7 protein-coding genes and 1 pseudogene are annotated in these 10,636 nt (G+C 65.3%); 1 reads left to right on the top strand and 7 read right to left on the bottom strand.

The window, feature by feature from the left end; translation table 11 throughout:
* From ACKOED_RS03005 to ACKOED_RS02980, 6 genes and pseudogenes are all read right to left on the bottom strand, one after another.
* Nucleotides 1-3,092: beta strand repeat-containing protein (locus tag ACKOED_RS03005; protein ID WP_408915095.1), on the bottom strand; the 3,092-nt coding region annotated here is incomplete at its 3' end.
* Nucleotides 3,093-3,442: 350 nt separating this feature from the next.
* Nucleotides 3,443-4,309, bottom strand: a pseudogene (gene puuE, locus ACKOED_RS03000) (allantoinase PuuE); the annotation flags it as partial.
* A gap of 116 nt (nt 4,310-4,425) precedes the next feature.
* Nucleotides 4,426-4,821 carry a carboxymuconolactone decarboxylase family protein gene (locus tag ACKOED_RS02995; RefSeq protein ID WP_408915094.1) on the bottom strand — a complete coding sequence of 132 codons (396 nt, stop codon included), beginning with the start codon at nt 4,819-4,821 and terminating at the stop codon, nt 4,426-4,428.
* Nucleotides 4,821-5,636, bottom strand: coding sequence for a cyclase family protein (locus ACKOED_RS02990; RefSeq protein WP_408915093.1), 816 nt, complete (start codon nt 5,634-5,636; stop codon nt 4,821-4,823). Before ACKOED_RS02990 ends, ACKOED_RS02995 begins: the two co-directional genes overlap by 1 nt.
* A gap of 75 nt (nt 5,637-5,711) precedes the next feature.
* Nucleotides 5,712-6,059 carry a hypothetical protein gene (locus tag ACKOED_RS02985; protein WP_408915092.1) on the bottom strand — a complete coding sequence of 116 codons (348 nt, stop codon included), beginning with the start codon at nt 6,057-6,059 and terminating at the stop codon, nt 5,712-5,714.
* A gap of 77 nt (nt 6,060-6,136) precedes the next feature.
* Nucleotides 6,137-8,248: an alkyl/aryl-sulfatase gene (locus ACKOED_RS02980; protein ID WP_408915091.1), complete on the bottom strand. Its 2,112-nt coding sequence runs from the start codon at nt 8,246-8,248 to the stop codon at nt 6,137-6,139.
* A gap of 245 nt (nt 8,249-8,493) precedes the next feature.
* On the opposite strand from ACKOED_RS02980, the gene ACKOED_RS02975 reads away from it, so the two are divergent.
* Nucleotides 8,494-9,171: an META domain-containing protein gene (locus ACKOED_RS02975; RefSeq protein WP_408915090.1), complete on the top strand. Its 678-nt coding sequence runs from the start codon at nt 8,494-8,496 to the stop codon at nt 9,169-9,171.
* Nucleotides 9,172-9,717: 546 nt separating this feature from the next.
* Here ACKOED_RS02975 and ACKOED_RS02970 read toward each other — a convergent pair.
* On the bottom strand, nt 9,718-10,636 hold a 919-nt coding region (locus ACKOED_RS02970; RefSeq protein WP_408915089.1), incomplete at its 5' end, for a proton-conducting transporter membrane subunit.

The raw sequence follows: 10,636 nt of genomic DNA, 5'->3' as shown, positions 1-10,636 counted from the left end.
CCTGCCCGGTCATTCGCGACGTCGCCCTGGATGACGAAGCCCTGCGTGGCGCTGAGCGTGGTGAGGTCGATCACCCGGCGGCTGCCCACCAGCGTCCCGAAGCCGGAGCCCGATCCGAACACCACATAGGCCTCGCCGGCATCCGCGCCGCCGTCGTCGCCTAGTCGACCACCGACGATCACGTCGTCGAAGCCGTCGCCATTGACGTCGCCCGCCGAGGAAACTGACCAGCCCGCCCAGTCACCCGCCACATCGCCCTGGATGATGAAGCCCTGGGCGGCAGTCAGCGTGGTGAGGTCGATCACCCGGCGGCTTCCCACCAGTGTTCCGAAGCCAGATGCTGACCCAAACACCACATAGGCTTCTCCCGCAAGTGCACCACCGTCGCCGCCTGACCAGGCGCCGACGATCATGTCGTCGAAGCCATCGCCGTTGACGTCACCGGCCGAGGCGACCGAATAGCCTGCCCGGTCATTCGCGACGTCGCCCTGGATGACGAAGCCCTGCGTGGCGCTGAGCGTGGTGAGGTCGGCGATGATGGAAACGGAGATCGGGCTCGAGACCGGGCTGACATTGCCCGCAAGGTCCGTGACGGTGGCGGTGAAGCTGCGGTTGCCGAAGCCCATCTCGCCGGTCTGGATCGACCAGCTGCCATTGGCCGCGGCGGTGGTGGTGAGGGTCGTAACGGCTCCGGAAAGCGTCACCGTCGCAAACGGCTCCGCCGTGCCGGAGATCAGCAGATTGGTGTCACTTGTCTTGCCATCGCCCGCGACATCGGTATCGTCCGAGAAGCCGGTGATGACAGGGGCCTGCCCAACCGTATCCAGGGTGAAGGTGAAGCTGGTCGCGGCGGAGGTGTTCCCCGCCACATCGACCTGGCGGACGAGGACGGTGTTCGATCCTTCGGCCGGCGTGAAGCTGGACGACCAGCTGGTGCCGCCATTGGTGGAGTACTGCACCGTGGCCCCGGTCTCGGTGCCGGTGACGGTCAGCGCGCCGGAATTGGTGATCAGGTCACCCGCCGTACCGCTGTCAGTGACAAGCGCCACAGAGGGCGCTACTGCTGGGGCAACCGTATCGAGCGTGAAGCTGAAGCTCGTCGAAGCAGAGGTGTTCCCCGCCACATCGACCTGGCGGACGAGGATGGTGTTCGAGCCTTCGGCCGGTGTGAAGCTGGAGGACCAGCTGGTGCCGCCATTGGTGGAGTACTGCACCGTGGCGCCGGCCTCGGTGCCGGTGACGGTCAGCGCACCGTTGCTGGTGATCCAGTCGGTCGCTGAACTGCCGCTGTCGGCGGCCAGCGCCACCGACGGGGCGGCAGCAGCCGTGTCCAGCGTGAAGCTGAAGCTGGTCAAGGCAGAAGTGTTCCCCGCCACGTCCGTCTGCCGCACCTGAACGGTGTTCGGCCCTTCTACGGGCGAGAAACTCGACGACCAGGTCATGCCGCCATCGGTGGAGTACTGCACCGTGGCGCCGGTCTCGGCGCCGGTGACGGTGAGCGCGCCGTTGCTGGTGATCCGGTCGCCCGCGATCCCGCTGTCGGCGGCCAGCGCCACCGACGGAGCAGCAGCAGCCGTGTCCAGCGTGAAGCTGAAGCTTGTCGAAGCAGACGTATTGCCTGCCACGTCGGCCTGGCGGATGAGGACGGTGTTCGACCCTTCAGCGGGCGTGAAGCTGCTGCTCCAGCTGGTCCCGCCGTTGGTGGAGTACTGAACGGTTGCCCCGGTCTCGGTGCCGGAGACGGTGAGCGCGCCGTTGCTGGTGATCCGGTCGGTTGCCGAACTGCCGCTGTCGGTGGTGAGCGCCACGCCGGGAGCCGCGGCGGCGGTGTCCAGCGTGAAGGTGAAGCTTGTCAAGGCAGAAGTGTTCCCCGCCACGTCGGTCTGCCGCACCTGAACGGTGTTCGGCCCTTCAGCGGGCGAGAAACTCGACGACCAGGTCATGCCGCCATCGGTGGAGTACTGCACGGTGGCCCCGGTCTCCGCGCCGGTGACGGTGAGCGCGCCGTTGCTGGTGATCCGGTCGCCCGCGATCCCGCTGTCGGCGGCCAGCGCCACCGCCGGGGCGGCAGCAGCCGTGTCCAGCGTGAAGCTGAAGCTCGTCGAGGCAGAAGTGTTCCCCGCCACGTCGGTCTGCCGCACCTGAACGGTGTTCAATCCCTCGACTGGTGAGAAGCTGCTGCTCCAGCTGGTTCCGCCATCGGTGGAGTACTGCACCGTGGCGCCCGTCTCGGTGCCGGTGACGGTGAGCGCGCCGTTGCTGGTGATCCGGTCGCCCGCGATCCCGCTGTCGGCGGCCAGCGCCACCGCCGGAGCAGCGGCAGCGGTATCGACAGCCACTATGCCTGCCGGGCTCACCTTAAGCCCGGAAACATCGACCGCGAGGCCGCTGACGCTTGCAATGCGCGCGCCATTGGCAAGCAGACCGGCAATGCCGAGATCCGCCGTGTCCTCTCCGGGCGCCGGAACATATGAGAATACCAGCCGGTTGCTGCCGGCGCCCGCGGCATAGTTGGCCACACCGCCGTTCGAGAGCGCCAGCGCCGGAACGCCATCGGCCACCGTGACCGGCGCCGAGAATTCCACCACGGCCGTTATCGCCTCGCCCAGCGCCAGAGCGCCGTCATTGGGGCCGAAGCCCACCAGACTCAGTCCAACCACCGCGGCCGTGCGATCCAGCAGGGTGCTGACCGTCATCGTCGTTGTGTCGAGCCCGAAGATGCGGTCCGCCCGGCCATCCCCGTCGACATCGTACTGGATGAAAATGGTGCCGGGCGTGGCCGTATACCACATCGAATAGGGGGCAGGGCCAAAGCTGCTCCAGGCGAGGCCATCGGCCTCCGCTTCCGCCCGCATCCGCGACAGCAGTTCCGCGATCATCCCGCCAATCCGCGGGTCACCCGCCGTCCAGTCCGTGAGCGCCTGCCCGGCTGGCACGCCAGTTTCCGGCACTGTCAAGCTAAAGTCAGCGGCGGCCACAAAGTCACGCAGAAGGTCTGGCACTTCCCGCCCGGCGCCGCCATCCCAGAGGAAGCCGCCCCGGAGGCCCACCTTCTCGAGATCTTCAGCGCCGGCGCTTTCAGAGCCCGCCATCCTTATCGCCTTGTGTCAGAGCCGCGGAAGCAAAACGCAATGACCCGGTCCATAGCCTCGCCCCAGTCATAAGATGCCCGCATCAGCGAGCAACTGATGCAATTCTATTCAATCCCTCCGTAGATCGAGCCAGGTTAATGTCTGGCAAAGCGGCCGCGCTTCAACGTTATTCGGGGCAAAGATCAGGCAACAAAATAAATCCAAAAGATAGTTTTCCGTTAACAGCGCCACCAGGTTTCAATGTATATTTTCACAAGTTGGCAAGACCAAGTGAACCGGATGCAAGCGGCTTGCACGCAGCCTCGCGAAAAGGATGCATTGGCGTGTGGCCCGTTTCAAAACCTCGCGTGCCAGTGCCGCGCGATGTCGATGCGCCGGGCCAGCCACACCTTGTCATGGCCCCGCACATAATCGAGGAACTTCGCCAGGCCCAGGGCGCGGCCAGGCCTGCCCACGAGGCGGCAATGCAGGCCCACTGACATCATCTTCGGGCTGCCGCGCCGGCCTTCCTCATAGAGGCAATCGAAGCTGTCCTTCAGATACTGGTAGAAGTGCTCGCCGGTGTTGAAGCCCTGCGGGGTGGCGAAGCGCATGTCGTTGGCGTCGAGCGTATAGGGAATGATCAGGTGACGGCCGCCGCCGGGCTTCGGCAGGAAATAGGGAAGGTCATCGGCATAGTCATCGGAGGAATAGAGAAAGCCGCCCTCCTCCATCACCAGCCGCGTGGTGTTCATCGAACAGCGGCCCGTATACCAGCCCAAAGGCCGCTCGCCGGTGACTTCGGTGTGGATGCGGATCGCCTCGGCGATCTGGCGGCGCTCTTCTTCGGCCGGCATGTCCTTGTGCTCGACCCATTTGAGGCCGTGGCTGGCGATCTCCCAGCCGGCTTCCTTCATCGCCTCCGTCTGGTCCGGCGCGCGCATCAGCGCATGCGCCACGCCATAGATGGTGAGCGGTATCTGCCGCTCCGTGAACATGCGCCACAACCGCCAGAAGCCGGCCCGGGCGCCATACTCATAGATCGACTCCATGTTCCAGTGGCGCTGGCCGGGCCAGGCTTGAGCGCCCACGATCTCGGACAGGAAGGCCTCCGACGCGGCGTCGCCATGCAGGATGTTGTTCTCGCCGCCCTCCTCGTAATTGAGGACGAACTGCACAGCGACATTGGCGCCGCCCGGCCATTTCGGATCGGGGATCGCCCGCCCATAGCCCTTCATGTCACGCGGGTAGGAACTCACAGCCAGCCTCCGGGATAGAGCGATTTCACACGCTCATCCCTTAGCAGATCGGCGGATGCGCCGTGAAGCGGCCCTGGCCCCGCCAAATCCGGCTGCTATGTCTTGAACCGCTCGTCAACCTCCACCTGCAGCGCGTTGGCCAGCGCATTGGTCTGGCTGGCCATGGCGATGACCTGCAGAAGCTCGGCATGCTGGGCTGGCGTCATGCCCTTGGCCCGGGCCGCGGCGGTGTGCGAATGCACGCAATAGCTGCAGCCGTTGGTGGCGGATACCGCGATGTAGATCATTTCCTTGACCAGCGGATCGAGCGCGCCGGGCGCCATCGCCTGCTGCAGCCGCTCCCAGATGGCCTTCAGCAAGGCCGGGTCGTGCGCCAGCGCGCGCCAGAAATTATTCACATAGTCGGTGTTCCGCTTGAGGCGGATATCGTCGAAGACGGCGCGGGCCTCCGGCCCCGCCGTCTCGTCGCCAAGCAGCGTCTGCGTCGCCATCACATCGTCGCGATGATGCGCGCCGGACCGCCGGTGCCGCCCCGGTGCTTGGGCGCGCCCACGAACACCGTGGCGCCCTTGGCCGGCACGGCGTCGAGGTTGTTGACGTTCTCGATGCCATAGCGGCCGCCCGGCAACCAGGAATAGTGAACCGCGAAATCCTTGGAATTGCCGGGATCGAGGGACAGCGTGTCAACGGCGATGGCGGCGGCGCCGATCTCGGCCAGCATGTCGGTCGCTTCCTTGGCGAAGCCCGGGAAGGCGAAATTGCCGTCCGGCAGATTGCGGAACGACGGATCGCCCACCTTCGCCGCCCAGCCGGAGTTCATCGCCACGCAGGCGCCTTTCGGAATCTCGCCGTTGGCGGAGACCCAGGCCTCGACATCGGCCTTGGTGACCGCGGCGTTGGGATCGTCCTTGGCCTTGGCCTTGATGTCGATCACGCAGAGCGGGCAAACCAGCGTCTGCGGCTCAAGATCGGCAACCGATGTACCCGCCTCGGTGAAGTGCAGGGGCGCGTCGATGTGGGTGCCGGTGTGCTCGAAGATGGTGAGCTTATAGATCGTGTAACCGTCCTTCTTGAAGTCCACGATCTTCTCGGCGGTGATGCCGGGCTGGCCGCTGAAGGTGGGGAACTTGTCGTCGTAGACATGGGTCAGGTCGACGACCTTGCCGGAGCTCTGCGCCAGCGTCTCTTTCGCGCTGACCATGCTGGCCGCCAGCGCGGCCGCTCCCGCCGCGGCGGACTTTATCAGAAACGAGCGGCGCGAGGCGGCCGACGCCTTCACGCCCTCGATGATGCAGGTATTGCACATGGTGGTTTTCTCCCTGTTTGCCGTAAAGGCCAGACAAGGCTAGGCCAGCGCCGCCGCCAAGGCAACGGGCTGCCGTCACCGCATGCAGTTGCGGTAATAACGGTTATAGAGGTTGGACCACTGGCTGTTGGACCGCAGCATGCCGAGCCCGCCGCCGATCAGGGCGCCGCGCGTGGCATTGCGCGTGACATTGCGGTTGCCGCCCGCCACGCTGCCAACGCCTGCCCCAAGCGCCGCCGTGCCCGCCGTGGTGCGGTAGAAATTCCGGTCGGCGTAGCGCGTGGCCCGCGCCGCGCAGTCCCGGCTGCGCTGGGCCTGGGATGCCTCGGCGGCGGTGGTGATGGAGAGGCTCACCGGCGCCTCGGGCACCGGAGACAGCACGGCAAGGCCAAACAGGACAGCGCCGATCTTGACGAGTTTCATTTGGTTTCCTCCTTCTGCTACCGGCAATCGGATTACACGGTATATCAAGACAAGGTCTTCCGCCAGATCGGCCGCTTCTATTCGGGGATGACCTTCCCGGTCTCAGCCTCGTAAGCATCGGCCGGCGCCGCCATGGCGGTGTCCGTCCTGGCCTTGGTGCCGGGCATGATCTCGAAGCGGGGGTCGAATTCCACCATGGCCGCCGCCAGCTTGCCGAGGATGCTGACATCGCCGGCCGCGGTGGCGGTTCCATCCTTCAGCTGATCCTCGAGCTTCTTCGCGCCCATCATGGTGAGCTCGAGATCGGCCCGGTTGATGGTGAGCGTCAGGTCAGGCTTTTCCGCCTGGAAGCCGGCAATATTGGTGAGGGTGGCGTTCTCGAGTTCGACGAGGAATTTCTCGCCATTGTCGGGGGTCACCAGGTTCATGACAAAACTCAACCCCTCGACCTTGCGGCTGTCCATCTTAATGGCGAGGAAGTTGAGGAACAGCTCGGTTGACATGGCGCGGATCACGTCGGGGCTGCCGCTGCTCGCCGCCTCGCCCTGCGGGATCCCCGATCTCAGCTCATAGGCGGCGGCGAGGAAGCTGTTGCGCAGGCCGGGGTTCTCCTGCTGGTAGCCGAGCTGCTCGAAGATGTCGGCGAGCAGGTCCCTGGCGGGCTCGTTTTGCGGTTCGGCCTGCACCAGCTTGTTGACGATCTCCATCGCCAGCATGAACTTGCCGCCGTTGAACAGCTCCTGCCCGCGGGCGATGATCTTGGCGGACCCGCCCATCATCTCGACATAGAGCGGGGCTGAGTCCTCGGGCGAGAGCGGAACCAGGGTCGCCGGGTTGCAATCCCAGAAACCGAGGAAGCGCTGCACGACACCGCGCGCGTTATGCTCCGGCGATCCATGATAGCCGCGGCAATGCCATTTCTGCAGGATCGAGTCCGGCAGGCGGTAGACATTGTGGATCTGGTTGATGGTGACGCCCTGATTGGCGAGATGCAGGACCTGGTTGTTCATATGGGCATAGAGATCACGCTGGTCGCGCAGCACTTCCTGGATGCGGGCGTTGCCCCAGCGCGGCCAGTGGTGCGAGGCGAACATCACTTCCGCCTCGATGCCGAAGCGGTAGAGCGCCTCGGCGATGTATTTCGACCAGCGCAGGGGATCGCGCACCTGGGCGCCACGCAGCGTATAGATGTTGTGCAGCGTCGCCGTGACGTTCTCGGCCATCCACAGGGCCTTCATGTCCGGGAAGTAGGTGTTCATCTCGCGCGGGGCTTCGGTGTTCGGCGTGTTCTGGAAAATCATCCTGACGCCGTCGACTTCGAACTCCTCGATCGCTTCGGAGACAAGCCGGTTCGGGGCAATGAGCCCCGCCTGGCCGGCGGAAATCTTGTGGCCCAGGCCCTGGGTCACGAAACCATGCTGCGACACCGGCAGCAGCAGGCCGTATTGATAGAACAGGCGCCGGTTCATGGCGTTGCCGGCGAAGACATTCTCGGAAATGGTGAAATCCATGAAATCGACGGGCGCGATGATCTGCACCTTGCCCGACGCCACGTCCTCGTCCCTGATGCCGAGGCCGCGCACGCCGCCCCAGTGATCGCCATGCGTATGGGAATAGACGACCGCGGTGACCGGCAGGCCGCCGCCCACTTTCTCCTGGAACAGCTTCAGCGCGGCGCGCACCACCTCGGCCGTGACCAGCGGATCGAACACGATCCAGCCGGTCTTGCCGCGCACGAAGGTGATGTCCGAGAGGTCGGCGCCGCGCACCTGGTAGATGCCGGGGATCACTTCATAGAGGCCGTAATTGTTATTGAGCCTCGCGATGCGGAGCATCGAGGGGTGGATGCTGTCGAATTCACGGTCCTCGTTGAGGAACTGGAAGCGCTCCATGTCCCAGGCGACGTGGCCGCCATCGGCCATGATCTTGAGATCGGGCATGGGCGCGATGAAGCCCTTCTCCACTTCCTCGAGATCGCGCTCGTCGGCGAAGGGAAGATCGGCGGCCGATGTCTTGATCACATCAAGCGTGAAGCGGGACGGCGCCTTGCCCTTGGGGTGGAAGTGGCCGGCCAGCGGCGTGGCCTCCTGCGCCCGGGCCGGGCTTTCCTCGAACAGCACGCCGCCGCCGACCGCGAAGGCGGCGCCGGTGGCCGGGATGGAGGCCAGCAGATCACGTCTTGTTGCCATGAGATATTCTCCTCGAAGGACCGTTCCATGACTGGCGATTCCAGCATGGCACACTGATCAAGATTGTCTTTGCAGCCTAAATTGGGAATTCTGGTGGCCGTCCGCTCATCTGTCAATTGCGATAGGGCCGGAGCGCAATCTTGGCGCGAGCGGCGCGGCCTTCCCTTCGTGGCGTCATCTTTTCGTCAATTTGTTGCGCTAGGAAAAAAAACATGTTATGGACGTCTCAAGCTGGAGGAACCCCGATGATCCGTTTTGCACTGGCCGTGATGTTTCTCGCCGTTGTCGCCGCGCCGGCGATGGCGAATGGTTCGAACCCGTTCCGCGCCCAGGGCAATGAGCCTTTCTGGTCGCTGATCATGTCCGACGACACCATCACGTTCCAGCCGATGGACGGCGCGGCGGTGACGGTGAAGCCGGCACCCGCCCCCCGCCGGGAGGGCAAGGCCGATGTTTATGAAGCCGCGGCTCTCACGCTGACCGTCGCGGAGAAAATCTGCAACGACACCATGAGCGGCATGCCGTTCCCGAGAACTGTGACCGTGACCAGCGGCGGCAAGACCTTCACCGGCTGCGGTGGCGAACCGGCCTCGCTGCTGCATGGCGACTGGCAGATCACCGCAATCGAGGGCAAGCCGGTGGCTGCCGGATCCGCGCCGTCTGTCAAATTCGGCGAGGATGGCAAGATCAACGGCAACGGCTCCTGCAACCGGTTCTTCGGCGGCTACAGCCTGACCGGCGAGGGCCTCACGGCCGGGCCCCTCGCCTCGACAAAAATGATGTGCGAACAGGCGCTGATGGCGCAGGAGCGCGCGGTGATGGAGATTCTCGAAGGCCTGTCCGGTTTCGCCATCGCGGATGACGGCACGCTGACGCTCCGCGCCCGGGACGGGCGGACGATGACCGCAAGGGCCGCGGGCTGAATGCCTGACCGCGAAATCCTCTTCGCGGCCAGCAAAGAAGACCCCCGGGTCAAGTCCGGCGTGGCGGAGTTTTGGCGGCCCCTTGCGCCGCGCGAACGAGCGGCGGCGGCTTCGATGCCCCGCGTCCGACCGGCAAAATCGATGGCGGCTCGCTCTTCGGCGCATAGAGCCACAAGACCATGTAAGTCGCGCCAGTTGGCGCCGTTGGCCAGTTTGGTTCCTTATCCGGCCCAGGCGAGGCGTGCCGCACAACAACCGCGGCGTCAACCTTCTGCATGCCCTGCATGAGACCTTGCATGACTTCCGCGGGCTGGGCGTAGGCGAGATCACAAGAACCGAGGGTTTTGCCCGGCCCCGCGCCAATGCGGGCCAGCCGCTTGCGGAACCAGAATTCATCCGGCACAGGCGGCGCGCAGATGCGGCTCGACCATGATCGCTCCGCTTTCGTCATCGATGGTTTCGCCGCGCTCGCAGAACCGGCGTCGCATTTCTGGCCACCAGCATGGCAAGCCGTCCTCGCGCTGTTGTTCCGCGAAGCTGCCTGTTTCACCGTCCCAGGGCAAGCAGCAGCGTGAACACAAGCAGGGCGAGCACAAGCATGGATGACGACACACTCCAGCGGCGCGCCACCGACTCGGCGCTTGCCAGCTGACCAAGGCACCAGTTGACGGCGTGAGCCACGCCGTCCCACAGTTTCAGAACGGGGTCGGCGATGATTTCCGCATCGCTGGTGGCGGTCTGCCGGGGCAGCAGTCTGAGGGCGGCGAGACTGAAGGCAATCACCAGGCCGGCCGCCACCGGCCATGCGAGATCCAGCAGCGCGGCGGGTGTCACGGCATCGGCCGTGGCAAGGTCCGTGGCCCTGGCAAACAGCAGCCACGGCAACAGCATCGCCAGCGTGAACGTAAGCAGCCAGGCCGGCAGCGCGCCCCGGTTTGGCGCGGCCGCCGGCGGCATCTCGCGGATCAGGCGGATGAAATGCAGCATCAGCAGCGTGCTGCCGGTGGCGGCAAGGGCGAACAGCCATTCGGCAACGCCGCCGCCCGTCAATGGCTTCACCGCCAGCTTGGCGAGCGCGCCGCCGGTGAGCGGCAGGCCCGCAAATCCGAGTGCGGCAAGGCTTGCGGTGATCAGCACCAGCCAGCGCGCGCCGGCAATCGCGGCGATGGCCAGGAACAGCCCGCCCTTCGCCAGCACATGATAGAGCGCATAGAAGCCCACCAGCACGGCAGCCTGCGCATTGCCAAGCGCCAGGCCCGCGCCGAGCGCCGCCGCCATCTGCCCGAGCTGTCTGACGGATGAATAGGCCAGCACCATGCGCTGTTTCCGCTGCCACAGGCCAGCGCCGATGCCATAGAAGCCCGCGAACAGTCCCGCGACCAGCAGCGCCGTGCCCCAGCCTTGCATCGCACCTTCGAAGGGGAGAAACCGGATCAGCCCGATGACGCCGGCCTTGGAGGTGGCC

This window comes from Aestuariivirga sp., from assembly GCF_046093005.1.
Taxonomy (GTDB): Bacteria; Pseudomonadota; Alphaproteobacteria; order Rhizobiales; family Aestuariivirgaceae; genus Aestuariivirga.
Note: the sequence above shows the minus strand (reverse complement) of the source record. Positions and strands in the feature narration are given on the sequence as shown.

Excerpts from the sequence above, each read along its gene's own strand:
- ACKOED_RS02975 (WP_408915090.1), top strand. The coding sequence starts at position 8,494 with ATGATCCGTTTTGCACTGGCCGTGATGTTTCTCGCCGTTGTCGCCGCG.
- ACKOED_RS02995 (WP_408915094.1), bottom strand. The coding sequence starts at position 4,821 with ATGGCGACGCAGACGCTGCTTGGCGACGAGACGGCGGGGCCGGAGGCC.
- ACKOED_RS02980 (WP_408915091.1), bottom strand. The coding sequence starts at position 8,248 with ATGGCAACAAGACGTGATCTGCTGGCCTCCATCCCGGCCACCGGCGCC.
- ACKOED_RS02990 (WP_408915093.1), bottom strand. The coding sequence starts at position 5,636 with ATGTGCAATACCTGCATCATCGAGGGCGTGAAGGCGTCGGCCGCCTCG.
- ACKOED_RS02985 (WP_408915092.1), bottom strand. The coding sequence starts at position 6,059 with ATGAAACTCGTCAAGATCGGCGCTGTCCTGTTTGGCCTTGCCGTGCTG.